Source organism: Halorubrum saccharovorum DSM 1137, from assembly GCF_000337915.1.
GTDB classification, from domain to species: Archaea; Halobacteriota; Halobacteria; order Halobacteriales; family Haloferacaceae; genus Halorubrum; species Halorubrum saccharovorum.
In genome coordinates this window covers 237,335-256,525 of the sequence record NZ_AOJE01000057.1, presented here as the reverse complement: position 1 = coordinate 256,525, position 19,191 = coordinate 237,335, and the positions used below count along the sequence as shown (strand labels likewise).

Annotated in this window: 16 protein-coding genes; 3 read left to right on the top strand and 13 right to left on the bottom strand. The window is 68.2% G+C overall.

Annotated elements, in window-relative coordinates; translation table 11 throughout:
- Positions 1–7 precede the first annotated feature (7 nt).
- From C471_RS10605 to C471_RS10590, 4 genes are all read right to left on the bottom strand, one after another.
- Positions 8–4,117 (bottom strand): DNA-directed DNA polymerase II large subunit, encoded by a 4,110-nt coding sequence (locus C471_RS10605; protein WP_004048828.1) that lies wholly within the window; start codon positions 4,115–4,117, stop codon positions 8–10.
- Between the two features lie 16 nt (positions 4,118–4,133).
- Positions 4,134–4,553, bottom strand: coding sequence for a PPC domain-containing DNA-binding protein (locus C471_RS10600; protein ID WP_004048826.1), 420 nt, complete (start codon positions 4,551–4,553; stop codon positions 4,134–4,136).
- Between the two features lie 204 nt (positions 4,554–4,757).
- Positions 4,758–5,135 carry a NifU family protein gene (locus tag C471_RS10595; RefSeq protein ID WP_004048824.1) on the bottom strand — a complete coding sequence of 126 codons (378 nt, stop codon included), beginning with the start codon at positions 5,133–5,135 and terminating at the stop codon, positions 4,758–4,760.
- Positions 5,136–5,237: 102 nt separating this feature from the next.
- Complete coding sequence (locus C471_RS10590; protein WP_004048822.1) at positions 5,238–5,567, bottom strand: DUF5783 family protein; 330 nt, start codon at positions 5,565–5,567, stop codon at positions 5,238–5,240.
- A gap of 214 nt (positions 5,568–5,781) precedes the next feature.
- Between C471_RS10590 and C471_RS10585 the strand changes: the two genes are divergently transcribed.
- A complete protein-coding gene (locus C471_RS10585) occupies positions 5,782–6,705 on the top strand; it encodes a hypothetical protein (protein WP_004048820.1) in 924 nt (307 codons plus the stop codon).
- A 19-nt stretch (positions 6,706–6,724) separates the two neighbouring features.
- Here the strand turns inward: C471_RS10585 and C471_RS10580 are convergent, their stop codons facing one another.
- Complete coding sequence (locus C471_RS10580) at positions 6,725–9,439, bottom strand: heavy metal translocating P-type ATPase (protein ID WP_004048818.1); 2,715 nt, start codon at positions 9,437–9,439, stop codon at positions 6,725–6,727.
- A 533-nt stretch (positions 9,440–9,972) separates the two neighbouring features.
- The gene (locus C471_RS10575) at positions 9,973–10,572 is read right to left on the bottom strand and encodes an AsnC family transcriptional regulator (protein WP_004048816.1); all 600 of its coding nucleotides are present in this window, start codon (positions 10,570–10,572) and stop codon (positions 9,973–9,975) included.
- A 131-nt stretch (positions 10,573–10,703) separates the two neighbouring features.
- On the opposite strand from C471_RS10575, the gene C471_RS10570 reads away from it, so the two are divergent.
- The gene (locus C471_RS10570) at positions 10,704–10,901 is read left to right on the top strand and encodes a CopZ family metallochaperone (protein WP_004048813.1); all 198 of its coding nucleotides are present in this window, start codon (positions 10,704–10,706) and stop codon (positions 10,899–10,901) included.
- Between the two features lie 30 nt (positions 10,902–10,931).
- On the opposite strand, the gene lpdA is transcribed toward C471_RS10570, so the two are convergent.
- From lpdA to C471_RS10535, 7 genes are all read right to left on the bottom strand, one after another.
- On the bottom strand, positions 10,932–12,359 hold the full coding sequence (gene lpdA / locus C471_RS10565) for a dihydrolipoyl dehydrogenase (RefSeq protein ID WP_004048810.1): 1,428 nt from the start codon (positions 12,357–12,359) through the stop codon (positions 10,932–10,934).
- Positions 12,359–14,038 (bottom strand): dihydrolipoamide acetyltransferase family protein, encoded by a 1,680-nt coding sequence (locus C471_RS10560; RefSeq protein WP_004048808.1) that lies wholly within the window; start codon positions 14,036–14,038, stop codon positions 12,359–12,361. The genes lpdA and C471_RS10560 overlap by 1 nt, the downstream gene beginning before the upstream one ends.
- 2 nt (positions 14,039–14,040) lie before the next feature.
- Entirely contained in the window at positions 14,041–15,027 is a 987-nt protein-coding gene (locus C471_RS10555) for an alpha-ketoacid dehydrogenase subunit beta (protein ID WP_004048805.1), read from the bottom strand.
- Entirely contained in the window at positions 15,028–16,131 is a 1,104-nt protein-coding gene (gene pdhA / locus C471_RS10550; RefSeq protein WP_004048802.1) for a pyruvate dehydrogenase (acetyl-transferring) E1 component subunit alpha, read from the bottom strand.
- Positions 16,132–16,441: 310 nt separating this feature from the next.
- A complete protein-coding gene (locus C471_RS10545) occupies positions 16,442–16,846 on the bottom strand; it encodes a hypothetical protein (protein ID WP_004048800.1) in 405 nt (134 codons plus the stop codon).
- A gap of 104 nt (positions 16,847–16,950) precedes the next feature.
- Positions 16,951–17,631 carry an RPA family protein gene (locus tag C471_RS10540; protein ID WP_049909278.1) on the bottom strand — a complete coding sequence of 227 codons (681 nt, stop codon included), beginning with the start codon at positions 17,629–17,631 and terminating at the stop codon, positions 16,951–16,953.
- Position 17,632: 1 nt separating this feature from the next.
- On the bottom strand, positions 17,633–18,559 hold the full coding sequence (locus C471_RS10535) for a hypothetical protein (RefSeq protein ID WP_004048794.1): 927 nt from the start codon (positions 18,557–18,559) through the stop codon (positions 17,633–17,635).
- A 310-nt stretch (positions 18,560–18,869) separates the two neighbouring features.
- Here C471_RS10535 and C471_RS10530 point away from each other — a divergent pair, with 310 nt between their 5' ends.
- Positions 18,870–19,172: a DUF7091 family protein gene (locus C471_RS10530; RefSeq protein WP_004048788.1), complete on the top strand. Its 303-nt coding sequence runs from the start codon at positions 18,870–18,872 to the stop codon at positions 19,170–19,172.
- Positions 19,173–19,191: the final 19 nt, after the last annotated feature.

Sequence of the window (19,191 nt, the reverse complement as noted above, 5' to 3'; positions counted from 1 at the left end):
CGGACGGTCACATGAAGTCCGCGATGCCGGACTGCTTGTTCGTGTCGTCCTCGAAGATCGACTCCAGCGACTGGTCTAACACCTTCAGTCGCTGTTTCGTGTACGGGCGGCAGCCGAACCGGTCGGCGACCTCGATCGCGGTGTCGACGTACTTGTTCACCGACCCCTCGTGGACGGTGAGGTTCACCCGCCCCCCGCACTCGCGGCAGTCGCCCGAGAGGGGCATCCGCCGGTACTTCTCGCCGCAGTCGAGACACCGCGTCTCCTGCCGCGAGAACGCCCGGAGGTTCCCGATGATGTCCGGCAGGAAGTGGTACTCGATCACGCGCTCGGCCACGTCGGTCTCGTCGACCGCGCGGAGCTTCCGGGCCAGCTCCAGCTGCGCGTCCATCTTCTCCATCATGTCGCCGAGCGTCTTGTACGCCGACAGATCCGGCCCCATCGCGATGTCGGTGGTGTCGTGAGTGTGGCCGAACCCGTGGTACTCCTCGTCGGTCCCGAGCGTGTCCTCGCCGATCTGGATCAGGTCCTCGACCGACTCCGGATCGGCCATCTCCAGCGTCGCGTCGTAGAACTCGCGCGGGTACTCCCGCGCGATGTCGACGTTGTGCGCCTCGTCGTCGATCTCCGAGGGATCGATCCGCGAGGACATCACGAGGGGCGCGTCCATGCGACCGCCGCGCTGGTCCGGCAAGAAAGTTTTCGAGAAGTTGAGAAGACCGTCCATGAGAAGCATCACGCAGTCCTCGTCTCCGTCACATTGCTTAGAATACAGATTATTTGTGACAAGTGAATGGGTCTCGGCGACAGTCACACAGTACGTGTGGTCAACATCGCTAGCAACGGGTTCGACGGTACTGATCTCGTCAGTCACGACCCCACCGTCAGCGAGAGCAGTCGTCTCGCCCGTAACAGATGACGGATCGGCACCGGCAGGACACGGGATATCGTCTCCAGCAGACAGTTCACTTGCCCTGACATCCCGGAGTCCATCGGAATCGACTCGGAGCATTGTGTGATCAGGAGTCACGCGGAGCGATCTACCACCGGTCGTTCGAACCTCGACGAGGTGGTCCTGGCTTCGGTGTTTCGAGACAGCTGTTACGGGCTGTACGGTGGGTTCACCGTGTTCGTCGATCGAGCGGACATAAACGTCCGCGTCAAGTTCGTCAACGAGCGTTCCGAAGTCATCAGTCTCGGGATCGTCCAACCGATCCTCGACGAATTCCTCGATGGTCTCGCGGTGCCAACCCGCGCCGTCTCGGTACTCGATCTCCGTCTCCGGGTGGAAGCAGTTCCGCCGTTTCGCGGCGTGAAAGTACGGATGAGCGTATCCGACGGCGGCCGAGGTGAAACCGACCACTCTCCCGACAGTCGCGGCGCTCGTGTGGGGGGCCATCCCGAAGACGAGCTCGCCGACGAGGTCGTCGCGCTCGTTGACCTCGTAGAAGCGGGGGAGGTCGTAGTACTGCTCTAAGAGGTCGTCGACGAAGTCCGCGGTCTTGAGCATGTGCTCGGCGGCGCCGTCGGAGAGGACGATGTCCTGCACGCGGAGCTCCACGAGCTGGTCGTCGTGGCGCAACGGCTCGCCGTCGATGTCCGTCTCGTAGCCGATCTCCCGGAGGTGGTCGGCGGTGACGTCGAGCTCCTCGGGCCGGACCGACGTGACGGGGAGGTCGGTCATGTCGTAGCGGACCGTCCCGTCCTTGAACGAGGTGACGCCGTTCTTCGCGCGGAGGATCCCCTTCTCGATCGGCTCGGGGGTCTTGTTCCGCGAGGTGAGCCCCTGGACCCCTTTGAGGATCTCGAAGGCGGACTCCCGCTCGCCGACGTTCTCAAGCGCCGAGCGGTACGCGTCGTTGAGGTCGACCTCCTGGTCGGTCGCCGCCGTCACCTCCCACTCGCAGCGCGGGCACTCGACGCGCCCGGCCTCGTCGGGCTCGCAGACGGTTCCGCAGCCGCCGCACTCGTAGTGGAGGTCGGTGTGGACCTCGCAGTCCGGGCACTGCGCCCGGTACGTGTGCTCGCCGCACTCGGGACACACCCGGTCGGAGACCTCCAGCTCCAGCCGGCCTCGATGGCCCGAGTCGTCCATGACGCTCGCGGCCTCCGTCACGTCGCGCTGGGGACCGCCGGCCTCGTTGATCGGGAACAGCGTGTGGACCGCGGGCGAGAGGTCGCGGCTCTCCGACTTCTCCGGGCGTCCCATCCGGTTCCCGATCCGGGTCGGCGCCCGCTCTCGCACCTCGAAGGGGGCGACCTCGTTGACGGCCTTCACCGCGTTCTCGCCGTCGTCCCACTCGCGGGCCGCGGTCGAGAGGTCGCTCGCGTCCCACGTCTTTCGGAGCCCGTCGTCGACCCCGAGCGAGCGCGCCAGCGGGCGCCACGTGGGGATCCGGAGCGCGTCCGGCGTCGCGACGTGTTCGACCAACAGCGACTCCAGCGCGGTCTGGGTCGCGTCCGTGCGCTCGATCGCGAGGACGCCCTCGACCACGTCGCCGGCGGCGACCGCGTCGGCGAGCGCCTCGAACGCGTCGACGGACACGTCGTGCCAGAGGTAGGTGTACTCCGGGTGGAGCGGGCAGTCGTACTCGCGCGCCCACGCGAGCGCTTCGTCGACGTCGGGGTGTTCGAGGTCGACGTGCGGGTCGTCCTCCATGGCCTGCACGTCGGCGCCGGCGGCCTCGAACTCCTGGACCCACCACTCGTAGACGTACGACGCGGGCGCGAGCGGGTGGTTGTTCTCGACGAACTCGCCGTAGTTGACGAGGTACTCGCCGAGATCGAGCACCTTCTCGACGCCGTTCCGGATCTCCTTCGCCTCCTCGGGGTCGTCGATCCGCCGGACCTCGCCGTTCGCGAGGCGCACCGTCGGGCCCTCGATGGAGTCGACGGGGACAACCCCGTGGGCCTTCCCCGGCCGCTCCGTCTTGATCTGGGTGCCCGCCGCGAGGAAGTCGTCGACGAGGTGCATCGTCGCCGGGTGGACCCCACCGGTCGCGAACCCGTGGTTGCGCGCGCGACCGTATCGGAGCCGGAACCCGCCCGCCTCGCTCGGATGGGTGAAGACGGGCCGGCCCGCGATCAGGTCGCGGAGGAACTTCTGGGAAGAGTTCGCGCGGAGGGGTCCGTCGGGCTCGGCCGCCTCCGAGTCGTCGCTCTCCGGGTCGTCGGCCGCGTCGTCAGCCTCGTTCGGATCCGTACCGGCGTCCTCGCCGTCGTCCGTTTCTGCGTCGGCGTCCTCGGCGGCCTCGTCGCTCGCGCCGCCGCCGTCCTTCCCGATCGTCCCGTCGATCAGGTCCTGGAGCCACGGCCAGTCGACCTCGTCGAGGTCGCGGGTGTACCGCTGGATCTTCGGGGCCTTCAGCGCGATCCCCTCGGCGGCGACGAGACACATCCCGCCGCGCGCGGAGTTGGTGTCGACGCGCTCCAGGTCGCGGAACCCCGAGACCTCCTCGTCGCCCGTCGCCTCCCCGTCGAGCATGACGGGCATGTGCTGGGCGATGAACTTCGACTCCTTGTCCTTCGGCGTGTACTGGAGCCCCGTCTCCTTGTCGTAGAGGGCGATCTCCTCGGCGTATCGCTCGACCTCCACGTCGCGGGGCTTGTACTCGTCGATGTCGAGCAGCGACCGGGCGTAGTCAGCGACGAGCACGGACAGCGCCTGTGCGGTCCCGCCCGCCGACCGGATCGGGCCGGCGTAGTAGACGTTGACGAACTCCGTGCCGTCGTCGTTCTCCAGCAGCTCCACCCGGTCGATCCCCTCGATCGGCGCGGCGACGACCCCCTCGGTGAGCAGCGCGACCGCGGTCCGGACCGCGCCCTCGACCTTGCCGGCGCGGGAGTCGTAGTCGCCGACGGTCCCCTCGACGAAGTCGGTGACGAGCTCCAGCGCCGCCTCCTCGCGGGACATCTCGCCCTCCAGCTCGCGGACGCGCTCCGCCACCCCGTCGATCCCGAGGATGTTCTCGACGCGGTCGGCCATGTCGCGAGCGATCGGGATCTCGATCTCCGGTTTCGGGTCGTGACCCTGCTCTTTGGCGGCTTCGGCCACGTCCCACGCCTCGTCGAGGCGGTCCTCGATCCGAGCGAAATAGCGCTCGTCGTCCGGCCTCATCGCCGCGCGCTCCGCCTCAGAGCCATAGGTCGAGGTCGGTGGCCTCGTCGTGGGAGCGCTCCAGCGGCTCCGCGAACGCCCGCAGGTGGCACTCCCCGGCCCAGACGGTCGCGGAGTCGAGGTGGCCCGCGAGCGCCTGCCCGCTCGGCCGCGACAGCACGACGTGCGTGTGCGCGAACACGTCGCCGTCGAGCAGCGAGACGTTGCCGACGCAGGCCGCGACCTCCAGCGGCTCGTCGAAGCTCACGGATTTGTACTCGGTGTCGTCCTGGTCGTAGAACCACACCTCCGCGTCCTGTACGGCTCCGAGCGCCGTGAACCAGCCCGCTTCGACATCCTCCGCCCGGGCGAGGTCCTCGATCTCCTCGCGCCAGTCGGCGCCCGTCTCGAACCGCGCGACGTACTCCGCCGTCGTCTCGACCTCCCGATGGTGCATAGAAATCGTCCACGACCGCCGGGGGCAAAAACCCTTCAGTCGCACCGCGAACCCGAATTGATATAGCGACATTTGATTTAATTCGTCCGGAAGAGGCACAGCTATGTCGACAAGGAATCGTCGAGAGACGCCTTGAACACCGAGAGAACGGCTATCGAACGCGAAAAACCGAAGAGAACGGAGCCGCGAGATCGGGAGAACCGCTCAGAACGGGGCCTGCGGGCCTTCGTCGTCGCCGCCGTCGTCGGTCGTCTCGCCGGGGAAAGAGGGGGACATGCCGCCGCTGCTGGTGCCGCCGAGGTCGCCGTCCGCGCCGGAGTCCATACCGGTGTCGGCGTGGACCGTCTCGATTTCCGGGATCTCCTTGACCATCCGGGACTTGATCGCCTGGATCGTCATGGGGGAGATACCGCAGCCGGAGCAGGCGCCGCCGAGCTGGATCGTGACCTCGCCGCTCTCGCGGTCGAGGTGGCTGATGGCGGCGCTCCCGCCGTGCATCTGGATCTGCGGGAAGTTGCGTCGCAGGAAGTTCGTGATCCGCTCGCGGAGGTCGTTGTCCGCGTCAGTCGTGTCCGTGCTCATGTACGCGAGTTGGCGTCCGGGCGGCTTATGCCTTTGGTTCGACGGAACGCAGGGTGCGAGAACCGTCGTCTCTGGGGGTGAAGCGGTCGGAACGCGGCTATCTCACTCCGGGCGGTCGACACCCAGCGTCCGGTACAGCTCCGTCTCGATCCGGTCGACGTACTCGTCGAGCGTCTCCTCGAACGTCTCGTCGTCAACGGGGACGGCACCCTGAATGCGGTCGCGGGGGTTCTCGGGGAGTTCGACGCGGAACTCGCCGTCCTCGTAGAACGGCTCGGACTCGTTGAGCACCGTCTGGTCGATCCCGTGGATCAGCTCCGAGTCGTACCGGTCGTTCATCTGGTTGAACGCGTTCTTGTACGCCCGCTGGAGCTCGTTGAAGTAGTTCGCGTACTTGTCCTCGAACTTCTCGGGGTCGAACTCGTCGGCCATACCCGATCCGACGGTACGGCGGGGAAAAAGCCGGTCGATCGTCTCTCAGTGGACCGGAACCGACGTGCGAGGCGGTCGTAGCTGTCGATCGGGGATTGGGGCTCGATCAGGTGTTTAAATTGTATATCGCTATACTAAATGTGGATTCGTGGGCTAGCTGTGTCTCATCGAGACCCCCCACAAGAGCCTTCACACGCTGGCGAACAGGGAGGGTATGCGCCGACGCGCCCTCCTCGCCGGCCTGTCGGTCGCCCTCGGGGCGTTTGCCGGCTGCAACACGCCGGAAGAAGGATCGAACGAATCGGCAGACGAACCGACGACGAGAAGCGAGTCGACCGACCCGGCAGACACACCGGGACCGACAACCGACTCGGAGTTCGCCGGGATGTCGGTGCCGGACCTTCCGGGCGAGAACGAAGTCACTTGGTACCACGAATCCGACGAAACGACTCAGGGATTCGTCCGTCCGAGCACCGAAAGGACGGAACTGCCTGCTCAGATCGACTTCACGTATCACAATCGGTCACAGGAATCGACCGGCTGCGGCCACTGGAACCTCTACAAGCTGCGGGACGAACGGTGGTTTCACATCGGTCCGGGCGCCCACGACGGCATCTGTTACAATCTCTCGGCAGGCGAGAGTGAAACGTGGACGATAGAGGCAGCGGCAGGTGAAATAGACACCAACGATGACGTGCAGTATCCATATCTCGGTGGAGGCCACTACGCGGCCGTGGTGGGATACGGGCACGCGACATCGGAGAGCGCCGCCATCGTCGAGTTCGACGCGCCGCCGGTCTCCGTCGTGCCGACCGACGACGCGACGAGCGAGTCGGACGGGACCACGGTAACCGTCACGACAGACGGGTGGCGGGCGGCGTCGGACGGCGACGACGGGGATCGGGCCACCCTCACGCTGGAGCGAGCGCAGACGGCCGACCGCACGATCATCGCCGAGCAGATGATGCGGTGGCGGAATCGCGGCTACCGAAATCTGCTCGCGTTCACAGTCGAAGATGTCGAGCAGATGGTCCTTCGGACAAACAGGCGAACAGCCGACCGGGTCGTCGACGACGACGAGACGGTCCGATTCTGGTACGCCGATCAGGCGTACCGCGTGACGAGGGGCGAGCCGTGATCGGAGCGGTCGGCCTCGCTCACCGCAGTCGGCCGAGCAGCCGGTAATCGCGGTCGGGGTCGTACCGGCGGAACAGCAGGCTGTTGGTGAGCACGCTCACGCTGGACAGCGCCATCGCCCCGGCGGCCAGCGCGGGCTGGAGCAGGCCGAGCGACGCGAGCGGGATCATCAGCGTGTTGTAGCCGAGCGCCCACACGAGGTTCTGTTTGATCTTCTGGAGCGTCGCGTCCGAGATCCGGATCGCCTTCGCCACGTCGAGCGGGTCGTCGCGCATCAGGGTCACGTCCGCGGCCTCGATGGCCACGTCCGTGCCGCTCCCGATGGCGGTCCCGACGTACGCGACCGCGAGCGCGGGGGCGTCGTTGACGCCGTCGCCGACCATCATCGCCTGCCGACCGTCGGCTTGGATCGCCTCGATCGCGTCGGACTTGTCCTCCGGGAGGACCTCCGCCCGGACGTTTTCGGGGTCGATCCCGACCTGCTCGGCGACCGCGCGGGCGGTGCGCTCGTTGTCGCCCGTGATCATCATCACGTCGATACCGCGGTCGCGGAGGGCCGAGACGGCGTCGGCCGCGCTCGGCTTCACGGTGTCCGCGTCGGCGACGACGCCGAGGAGCCGGCCCTCGTTCGTGTCAGCGGACACGCGGGCGACGAGCATCGCCGTCTTCCCCTCGCTCTCCAAGCGCTCCATCGTCTCCGCGGCGGGCGAGGGGTCGATCCCGTTGTCACGCAGCAGCTTCCGGTTGCCGACCAGCACCTCGGTGGCCTCGCCGGACCCGTCCGAGGCGACCGTCGCGCGGACCCCCTGCCCGGGGACGTTCTCGAACTCGTCCGGGGATCCCACGTCGATCCGGTGCGACTCGGCGCCCTCGACGATGGCGCGGGCGAGCGGGTGTTCGCTGCCGCGCTCGGCGGTCGCGGCGAGTCGGAGTACCTCGTCTTCCGGGTTGCGATCGGTGTCGGGATCGGAGCCGGGGGACGGGAGGTCGTCGTCGCCCTCCCACCGCTGCGCCGCGCCGCCGTCCGGGAGGGGCTCGCCGTCGCGGTCGAACGCGACCACGTCGGTCAGCTCCATCTCGCCCTCGGTGAGCGTCCCCGTCTTGTCGAAGACGACGGTGTCGACGTCCTTGGCGCGTTCGAGCACGTCGCCGCCCTTGAACAGGACGCCGTGTCCGGCGCCGATCGTCGTGCCGACCATCGTCGCGGCGGGCGTCGCCAGCCCGAGCGCGCAGGGGCAGGCGATGAGCACCGCGGAGGCGAACACGACGATCGCGAACTCGGAGACTGTGACGGCACCGCCCGCGGCGCTCGGGCCGCCGGCGACGAGCCCCCACAGCGGCAGGGCGTCGACGAACCCGGCAAGCGCCTCCGGGAAGAGGAACCAGACGGTTCCCCACAGGAGGGCGTTGACGATGACCGCGGGGACGAAGTACGCCGAGATGCGGTCGGCGAGGTTCTGGATGTCGGGCTGGCGCGACTGCGCCTCCTTGACCGTGCGGACGATCTGCTGGAGCGCGGTGTCGGCGCCGACCTTCGTCGCCTCGACCACGAGCAGCCCGTTCTCGTTCACCGTCGACCCGACGACCTCGTCGCCTTCCCCCTTCTCGACCGGGACCGACTCGCCGGTCACCATCGACTCGTCGACCGCGCTCTGGCCGTCGACGACGACCCCGTCGGTCGGGATTTTCTCGCCCGGGCGCACCTTCATCCGGTCCCCGACCTCGACCTCGTCGACGGGGACCTCCCGCTCGGTTCCGTCATCGTCGACGAGGGTTGCCTGATCGGCCTCCATCTCCAGTAACTTCCGGAGCGCCTCGCCGGCGCGGCCCTTCGAGCGGGCCTCCAGGTAGTTGCCGAGCGTGATGAACACGAGGATGAGCGCGGCCGTATCGAAGTAGAGGCTCCCGGCGATCGCGCCCGAGAGCGCCGCGACCGAGTAGACGTACGCGGTCGTGGAGCCGAGCGCGATCAGCACGTCCATGTTGGCGCGCCCGTTCGTCACGAGCGCCTTGTACGAGTTCCTGTAGAACGGGCGCCCCAAGACGATCTGCACGGGGGTCGCGAGCAGGAACTGGACCCAGCCGAGACGCACGCCGAAGACGCGGTCCGGGAATATCTCGCCGGCGAACAGCAGGTGATCGGCCATGAACGCCAGCAGGGGAGTCGCGAGGACCGCACCGAAGAGGGTCAGTCGGAGTTGCTTGCGGATCTCCTCCTCGCGGGCGGCGTCGCGGGCGTCCTGTTCGGCGTCGCCCGTGCCGGCGCCGTCGGCGCCGTCGGCGCTGTCGTCGCCGTCTCCACCGCCCTCGCCGCCCTCCCGGACCGGCGAGTACCCCGCCGACTCGATCGCGTCGTAGAGGTCGCCGAGCGAGGCGTCGGCGGGGTTATACCGGACCTGCGCCTCGTCGGTCGCGTAGTTCACGTCGGCCTCGATCACGCCCGGCGTCGATTCGAGGGCCTCCGTGTTGGCCTCCGCGCAGTTCGCGCAGGACATGTCCGTGATCGCGACCGAAACCGTCTCGGTGACTGCGCCGTACCCCGCCGACTCGATCGCGTCGAATATCTCGCCGAGCGACACCTCCTCGGGGTCGTACTCGACCGATCCCTCGTCGGTGGCGTAGTTGGCGTTCGCCGACGCCACCCCGTCGAGGTCGTCGAGGGCGTCCTCGATCGTCGCCGAGCAGTTGGCGCAGGACATGCCCGTGACGTTCAGGTGAGCTGTTCTCGTTGGCATGTGTACTACTACGTGTTCCACCCTTAGGCGGTTTTCTGCTTCGAGAGTTCGCCTCCGAGTGGGTCGAAACCTTCGATTCCAAAGTGGCCGTTGTGATCAGTCGATCGGAGAGACAAGGAAACGGGACGAGCGAGGGCGTCGATCTAAAGAAGGCGGTGGCGCGTGCCTGCGAGCGGCCGACAGGCCGCGAGTCAGCACGCGCGAGGGAGTCAGTCGCCCGAAGGCAACGCGGAGGGCGACTGACGAGGCTGGGGAGGTGTGAGGTGCTGTGCGGTTGCAGTTCGGGCGGGACTCAAAGGGGCAGTCGCGAGGGCGAAGCACGCCGCAGTAAGCACCGCAACGAGGGAGCGAAGCGACCGAGAGAGGAGCGCAGCAAGGCGCGCGAGCCCTCGCGACTGGGGCTTTGGCGGAGTTCACCGTCGCGCTACCGACAGCAATCAGTTATAAGCGATCGGCCGAGACGTTGATAAGCGATCGGCCGAGACGTTGGCGGAGTTCACAGACGATCCGGGGTCAACTGCGTATTCACCGTATCACGCCCCCTCCTCCAGTCGCTGGTACCGCTCCCTAAAACGCGACAGGCAGGACGGACAGCAGAAGTGGTACACCTCGCCGTCGATCCGCGCCGTCTCGCCTTCACTATCAACAGTATTCGAGCATTCCGCACACGTCAACGCGAACTCCACGCCCTCGACCGAGGGCGTCCACTCGAACACGTCGACCAGCGTGACCGCGTAGTCGTCGACGGCGACCCCCTCGAACAGCCCGGCCACCCACTCCCGGGCGTTCCGACCCTCGACGCGAGCGTACACCCGGAGGTCGCCCTCGGCCGTGACGAAGACGTGTTCGACCGGGTCGGCCGCTCGGACCCGATCCCGCGCCGCGTCGAGCGCCTCGGGGCGGTTCGGCGGCAGCTCTACGTCCACCAACACCGGAACGCCCGCCTGGAGCTTCGTGCGGTCGACGTCGACCGTGAACCCCTCGATGACGCCGGTCTCCTCCAGCCGCGTGACGCGGTCGGAGACCGCCGGCCCCGACAGCCCCACCCGCTCGCCGATCTCGCTGAAGGGACGCCGGGCGTTCTCTGCCAGCAGCGACAGGATCTCCAAGTCCGTCTCGTCGAGGTCGCGCATGTCTCCCGGTACGGCTCCGATATATAAGACGGTTGGGCGATCGGGTTCGGATTCCAAAGTCGAGACGGCGTTCGAACCCCGATCGCGAAGGAGAAAGCGACAAACCGCTTCCGACCCTACCGGAACCCGTCATGAGTCAGACGATCACCGTCGAGGGGATGTCGTGTGAGCACTGCGAGCAAAGCGTGACGGAGGCGCTCGAAGGCGTCGACGGCGTCGAAAGCGCGACCGCGGACCGCGAGCGCGAGTCCGCGACCGTCGAGGGCGACGCCGACCCGGACGCCTTGGTGAGCGCGGTGAGCGAGGCGGGCTACGACGCGTCGGCGTAAGAGAAGAGCCAGAGTCGGATCGGCTCTCGACTACCGATTCAGCGTGTGAATCGCCTGGCCGCGGGCGTTCTCCGCGGCCTCCATCACCGCCTCCGCGAGCGTCGGGTGGGTGTGGACCGTCGCCGCCACGTCCTCCAGCGTCGCGCCCATCTCGATCGCGAGCGCGACCTCGGCGATAAGCTCCGAGGCCTCCGGGCCGACGATCTGCGCGCCGAGCACGAAGCCGGTCTCGTCGTCGGCGACGATCCGGACGAACCCCTCGGTGTGGCCGGTCGTCATCGCGCGCCCGGAGGCGTTGAACGGCATCTCGCCGACGACGGGATCGAACCCCTCCGCCTCGGCCTCCGCCTCGGTCAGTCCGACCGTCCCGATCTCGGGGTCGGTGAAGACGGCCGCGGGGATCGCCTGCTGGTCCATCGCGGCCGGCTCGCCCGCGATCACCTCGGCGGCGACGATCCCCTCCTTCGAGGCCGCGTGCGCGAGCATCGGCTCGCCCGAAACGTCGCCGACGGCGTGTATGTGGTCGACCGCGGTGCGGGTGCGGTCGTCCGTCTCGATGAAGCCGCGGTCGTCGGTCTCGATCCCGGCCTCGCCGAGGTCGAGCCCGTCCGTGACCGGCCGACGTCCGACCGCGACGAGGACTTTGTCGACGCCGTACGTCGACTCCTCGCCTTCCTCCGTCTCGGTGTGGAGGAGGTAGCCGCCGTCGGCGGCCTCCGACCACTCGCTCGCGCCCTCGCCGAAGTGGAACTCGACGCCGAGCTCCTCGGCGCGCGTGCGGACGATCCGCTTCACGTCGTCCTCGTAGGGGTCGAGGATGTCGTCGAGCATCTCGACGACCGTCACGTCGGCGCCGAGCTTGGCGTACGTCGTCGCCAGCTCCATGCCGATGTACCCGCCGCCGACGATCCCGAGCCGGTCCGGGACCGTGTCGGCGTCGAGCGCCTCGGCGGAGCTCCAGACGTGGTCCTCGGCGAAGTCGAAGCCGGGGATCTGGATCGGACGCGAGCCGGTCGCGACGACCGCGTGCTCGAACTCGATCGACTCGGAGCCCTGTCCCTCGCCGCCGTGGGCGACGCGAGCGGTGTGCTCGTCGACGAACGAGGCGGTCCCCTCGATCAGGTTGACGCCGTTGGCCTTACAGAGCTTCTCGACGCCGCCGGTGAGCCGGTCGACGACCCCGTCCTTCCACTCGACCATCTTCCCCATGTCGACGGCGGGGTCCGCGTGGATCCCCATCGACTCGGCGTTGCCGGCCTCGTGGGCGAGCCCCGAGCCCGTGATCAGCGCCTTCGAGGGGATACAGCCGCGGTTGAGGCAGGCGCCGCCGTAGGCGTCCTTCTCGACCAAGGTCGTGTCGAGTCCCTCCTGCGCGGCGCGGATGGCGGCGACGTAGCCGCCCGGTCCCGCGCCGATCACCAGTACCTCCGTTCCGGTTGCGATGTCTCCGACAACCATTAGTGTGACAACAGTAGCAACGGGTGTTCAAGGTGTTCAATCACGGTGTTCGCGAACTCGGCCGCGACCGCGCCGTCGATCACGCGGTGGTCGATCGACAGCGACAGCGGCAGGGTCGGGGCCGCGACGACCTCGCCGTCGCGAGCGACCGGGCGTTCCTCGATGGCGCCCAGCCCTAAGATCGCGGTCTCGGGGTAGTTGATGATCGGCGTGGCGTACTCCCCGCCGATGGCGCCGAAGTTAGTGATCGAGAACGTGCCGCCCTTCATCTCTGCCGGCTTGAGCTTCCGTTCGCGGGCGCGCGAAGCGAGGTCCCTGACCTCCGCGGCCAGCTCGAAGAGCCCCTTCTCGTCGACGCTCTCGACGACCGGCACCATCAGCCCGGCGTCGGTCGCGACGGCGACCCCGAGATTGTAGTCGCCCTTCAACACGATCTCCTCGTCGTCCTCGCGGAGCTCGCTGTTGAGGGACGGGTACTCCTTCAGCCCCGCGACGATCGCCTTCATCACGAACGGCATGTAGGTGAGCTTCACACCCTCCTCTTCCGCTCTCGGTTTCAGCTCCTCGCGCGCCTCCACGAGCGCGTCGACCTCGGCGGTGTCGTGGTGGGTGACGTGCGGGGCGGTGAACTTCGAGCGCTCCATCTGCTTCCCGATGGTGCGGCGCACGCCGCGGTAGGGGACGGTCTCGTCGGTCGAGCCGGCGCTCGATGAGGCGTCGACGGACCCCGGTTCGGGCGCAGACGCGTCGGCGTCGACGACCGCCGCTTCTGGCGCTTCTGGCGCTTCTGGCGCTTCTGGCGCTTCCGTCGCTTCCGTCGCTTCCGGTTCGGGCGATTCCCCCGACTCCAGCGCCTCCGCGTACGCCCGAACCGCCTCGCCGGTGACGAACGCCTCGCCGTCCCGGGTCTCGTCGGTCGGCACGTCGTCGACCTCGACACCCAGCTCGCGGGCGACCTTCCGGGTCGCCGGCGTCGCGAGAGTCGTCTCGCGGCCGGCCGGCTCGGGGGCGTCGGGCGCGGGCGCGGTCGTCGCCGCGGATCCGGTGGCCCCGTCGTCGCCGCGCTTTTTCACGGCCGACTTGCGGCCGCCGGATCCCACGTCGGTCGGGGTCGGCGCCGGCGCCTCGTCGGAGCCGGAATCGGCGGTATCGGAACCTCCGTCGCCGCCCTCCGCGTGCGCCCGCACGTCTGCCTCGCTGATCCGGTCGCCGGGGCCGCTCCCGTCGACCGCCGCGATGTCGACGCCCAGTTCGCGGGCGAGCCGGCGGGCCGACGGCGGCGCGAAGGTCCGGCCGGACGGGGTCTCAGGCTCCGGCTCGGTGCCCGGCTCCGACGCCGACTCGGTGTCGGCGTCAGCCGCCGATTCGGTCGCGTCGGCGTCGGCTTCCGCCGAGTCGGCGTCGGCTTCCGCGGTCGCCTCGCCGCCCTCCCCGTCCTCGCCGACGCGGAACGAGATGATCACGTCGCCGACGGGGACGATGTCGCCCTCCTCGACGAACAGCTCCTCGACGGTCCCGTCGTAGCTCGACGGGACCTCGACGAGCGCCTTGTCGGTCTCGACCTCCGCGACCGGCTGGTCCTCCTCGACGCGGTCGCCGGGCGCGACCAGCCAGGTGACCAGCTCGCCCTCGGCGACGCCTTCGCCCACGTCGGGCAGTTTGAACTCTTTGACAGGCATACTCAGAACTCCACCGCCTCTTTGATACCCTCCTCGATGCGCGCCGCGGACGGGAGGTAGTAGTCCTCCAGCGCGTACAGCGGGTACGGCACGTCGAACCCGGTGACCCGCTTCACGGGCGCCTCCTGATACAGCAGCGCCTCCTCCTGGACGATCGCCGTGATCTCGGCCGCGAGCCCGCCGGTCTTCGGGGCCTCGTGGACGACGACGGCGCGCCCGGTGGCCTCGAACGCCTCGACGATCGCCTCGCGGTCGAGCGGGGAGACGGTCCGGAGGTCGACGACCTCGCACTCGATCCCCTCCTCGGCGAGGCTCTTGGCGGCCTCCAGCGTCGGGCGCGTCATGGCGCCGTAGGTGAACACCGCCACGTCGCCGCCCTCGCGGCGGGTGACCGCCTCGCCGATGGGGACGGTGTACGGCTCCTCGGGCACCTCGTCGCGGAACGCCCGGTAGATGAGCTTCGGTTCGAGGAAGATCACCGGGTCGGGGTCGCGGATCGACGCCGCCAACAGCCCCTTCGCGTCGTACGGTGTCGAGGGGATGACGACTTTCAGCCCGGCCTCGTGGGCGTAGAACGCCTCCTTCGACTCGGAGTGGTGCTCGGGGGCCCGAATTCCCCCGCCGTAGGGCGCGCGGAGGGTCATCGGGAGCGTGAACCGCCCCCGGCTTCGGGCCCGGAAGCGGGCCATGTGGGAGACGATCTGGTCGAAGCCGGGGTACATGAACCCCGAAAACTGGATCTCTGGGACGGGTCGGAGCCCCATCGCGGCCATGCCGACCGCGGCGCCGACGATGCCCGACTCCGCGAGCGGGGTGTCGACGACGCGGTCGCCGCCGAACTCGTCGAACAGGCCCTCGGTCGCGCGGAAGACGCCGCCGTTCTTCCCCACGTCCTGGCCCAACACGAGGACCTCGTCGTCCTCGCGCATCTCGGTGTACAATCCGTCTCGGACCGCCTGTACCACGGTGAGGTTCTGTGTCTCGCTCATTTACTCCTCCAGGAACGCCTCGTCGCCGTGCGCCTCGCGGAACGCCGCGAACTCCTCGTACTGCCGCTCCAGTTCCGGCGGGAGCTCCGCGTACGCGTGCTCGAACATCTCCTCCGGCTTCGGCCGCGCCTCCGACTCGGCCGCCTCGATGGCCTCGGCCACCCGCGTCTCGACGAGGGTCTCGATCTCCGCGACGCGCTCGTCGTCGAGCACGCCCTCGGACCGGAGGTAGCGCTCAAGCCGCGGGATCGGGTCCTTCGCCTTCCAGCGGTCGACTTCGTCCTCGTCGCGGTAGACGGTCGGGTCGTCGGCGGTGGTGTGCGCGCCGAACCGGTACTGGACCGCCTCGATCAGCGTCGGCCGCGGCCGGTCAGTCTCGGGGTCGCGCGCCTTCTCGACGGCCGCCTCCGTGACGCGGTACACCGCCAGCGGGTCCATCCCGTCGACCTGTACCCCGTCGATCCCGTACGCCTCCGCCTTCTGGGCCAGCGTCGCGCTCCGGGTCTGCCGCTCCCGGGGGACGGAGATAGCCCACTGGTTGTTGTTACAGAAGAAGACGGTCGGCGTGTCGAACACGCCGGCGAAGTTGACCCCCTCGTGGAAGTCGCCCTCGCTGGTCGCGCCGTCCCCGAAGTAACAGAGGAACACCTCGTCGGTGCCCCGGAGCTTCGAGGCCCACGACGCGCCGGTGGCGTGCGGGACCTGCGAGGCGATGGGAACCGCGACGGGGAACACGTTCACGCCCTCCGGCGTGGCGTTGCCCGCCTCGTGGCCCATCCAGTAGAGCAGGGTCTGTTTCAGGGGAAGCCCGCGGACCAGGGCGGCGCCGTGCTCGCGGTACGAGGGGACGATCCAGTCGTCCTCGGCGAGCGCGGTCGCGGAGCCGATCTGCGCGCCCTCCTGTCCCGACAGCGGCGGGTACGTCCCCATCCGCCCCTGTCGCTGAAGGCTCACGGCGCGCCCGTCGAAGTGCCGCGCCAGCCGCATGTGTCGGTAGATCCCGACGAGCTCCTCGTCGTCGAGGTCCGGCACGTCGCCGACGACCTCGCCGTCCTCGTCGAGCACGCGGACCGGATCGTCGTACGCCCTGTCGAACACGCTCACGGTTGGACCCACCTCTTCATACACGAAGGGTTCGCCGCCCGGGTATTATTGTTTTCGTACATAGTTTATTATAGTCAGAAATCGGTGAGAGGGATGAGAGAGTGTCCATCAGATTCGGAGAGAATCAAACGTCTTTGAACAAACGACAGTCCTCTCGGCAATATTTTCGCCAATATCGTCGTTTCGCCGAACAGTACCGAACGATCGGGAAGGTTTCTCCGCGGATCGGAGTCACGGCCGCGGGGGATCGAAACGTGGCCGAACGAGATCGACGGCTCGGAAAATCGGAAACTGCCCGCCGTCGCGTCGGCTACCCGAGTCGGAAGGAGGGCTCGTCGGGCTCGCCGTCGAGGTCTTCGAGCTGGATCACTTCTTCGTCGCCGTCCTCCAACTGCTCGCGGAGGTAGTTGACGTAGCGTTTGTGCTCCTCCAGCTGCTCGCGGAGGTGATCCGCCTCGAGTTCGAGCCGCTCGTGCTCCCGCACGAAGCTCTTCGGGACCTCGATCTTCGGGGGGAACGACTCCCCGCTCTCGCCCATGCTGTCGAGCTCCGCCTCCGGGACGACGCGGACCTGTCCGTCGTGGGCAACGAGCGTATCCACGTAGTCCCGGAAGACGGCCGACAGCGAGATGTCTCGCTCCTCAGCGATGTCGCGGAGGGTCTCGAATGCGTCCTCGTTGACGCGGAACGAGATCGTCTTGTTCTTGTTGCCCATTATCGGACCGATCGTCGCGCAATATACTTAAGCGTTTGTCAGACGATCGCAAGATTGAAAATTGGTTCCGGAGTCGAGCCGCGGATCGAGGCGCGCCGAGAGCGTCAGGGTTCCGGCGTACCGGCCGAATCCGTCCCGTCGGAGACGGTCTCGTCGCTCGCGGCGTCGCCGGACACGGACTCGTCGGAGGCGACGTCGTCGCCCGCGAGCTCGTCGCCCTCGTCGAGGTCCTCGAGGGCCGACAGCGCGGCGGCCCTGTACGTCTCGGGGTCGAGGTCGTACTCCTCGCGGGCCATCCGGGCGTACTCGTTGCCCTCGTCGTCGAACGCGGCGACGCGTTCGATCGTTCGCGTGGCCGTCTCGGCGACCCAGCGGTCGCGGGTGTCGGCGTCGACCTCGGTGATCGACTCGGGGCGGACCGAGACTCGGACGGTGCCGTCGTCGGTCTCGTACGTCCGGGGCTTCCCCACGACTGCGACGTACGCCGGGGGCTCCAAGTCCCGGAGTTTGGAAGCGGCTTCCGGCTGGTACTGGCCGGCGTACACGAAGAACGTGCCCGTCGGGTCGACGATGCGGCCGCGCCAGTACTCGGCGTCCTCGCCGACGTCCTCCTTCTCCGTGAGGGTGCCGACGAAGAACACGCGGTTCGAGGACTCGCCCGTCGGCAGCAGCGCGTAGACGGGAGCGCGCTCGTCGTCGGACTCGGTGAACGTGTAGCCGGCGTCGTTGAACTCGCTCGCGAACACGCGCCGGGCGACCTCTCGGGTGGGTGCGGATTGACTCATTTCAAATCGACCTCGCTTCGATCAGCGCGCTTTCGACGTCGACGGCGCCGGGATCCTCCATCTCGTCGACCAGGACGTACCGACCGAAGGTGGGGCCGGTGACGCGGTAGTACCGCCCGAGCACGTCGTCGCCCATCTCCTCGGCGACGACGGTGGTGTCGAGCGCGTCCATCGCCATGTCTTTGGCCGCTTCGAGGCCCATGCCGGTGAGCTCCTCGGTGGCCTCGCGGTCGAAGATGACCTCGGTGACGGTCTCGCCGTCGTCGAGGACGCCCTTGATCCGGAGGTCGAACTCGCCCTCGACCTGCCCGTGCTCGGAGCACCGCCCGTTCTGGAGGACGCGCGTGCAGTCGTCCTCGGGGCAGCGCTTGATCAGCCCGGAGCCGGACTGGATGTCGACGAGGGCGCCCTCAACCGTGTCGGCGTTGTCGCCGACCTCGATCTCCTCGTCGATCTCGGTGATACCAGTCGTCCGATTGAGCTTCACCGAGTAGCTCCCCTCGTACTCGTCGGTGACGACGTTGGAGAGCTCGTACGCCTGCCCCTCCGTCAGCTCGGGGAGGTCCGAGGTCTCGAAGGCGACGAACTTGATCGTGCCCGACTCGTCGCCGAGGAGGCCGACCTGCGAGATCGAGTCGCTGCGGGGCTCCCAGAGGTCGACGAGCTCCACGCGTAAGTCGACCCACTGCTCGTCCTCGTCGATCTCGTCGGCCAAGACGGACTCGCTGCCGCCGCGGCCGAGCTCGTCGCGCTCCATCCCGGCGTCTTCGAGGTAGCTGTTGGTGACGCTCCGGCGCGCCTCGTCGAGGGGGACGCGGTACTCGTTGACGAGGTTCTCCAGTCGCTCCTCGATCTCGTCGGCGTCCACGTCGAGGTGGTCCGAGAACTGTTCCGCTATCGCTTCCGCTTCCTGTCGCAGTTCGCTCATGGGGTGTCTCCGCCTCCGGTCGTGTTTCAATGGGAGGCGTACGGCGGTTGGTTCCTCACGGTATTAAAACGTGCGTGACCGCGGTGAAAGTGAACGCATCGAGGGTTCTCACGGCCCGTACCGCGGTTTCTCCGGATCGAGTCGGCTGTCGTCGAAGATGGAATCGCGCAGGCGTCTGACGCGCGTCAGCCACGCGCGGGCGCCGTTTCAAGTGGAACGCTACCATGTTCCGGGCTGTCGCGGCAGTGGATCGAGGCCCGGAAGCCGCGCCCGGCAACGGACCTATATCCGACGCGCCGGTACGGCCTCCATGGACGACCGGCTCGAACGCGTCATCCGCCAGCAGCTCCGCAGGGCGGGCAAGCAGTTCGAGGAGGCCAAGCGGGCGTACTCCGAGGCGAAGGACGACTCCGCGGACGACGGCGCGGGGGCGAAGCGATACGACCTCCCGACCGACGACGACGGGCGCGCCCGGATCGTCTGTCGCCGCCACGCCGAGCGCCGGACCGTCGCCGTCGACGGCGAGGGGCGGCCGGCGTGTTTCGAGGGCGGCCACCCCGACTGCGAGGGGTGCGCGGAGGACGTGCGGGAGGGGTTCGTCGAGACCTGGTGAGCGGGGGAAGCGCAGGGGC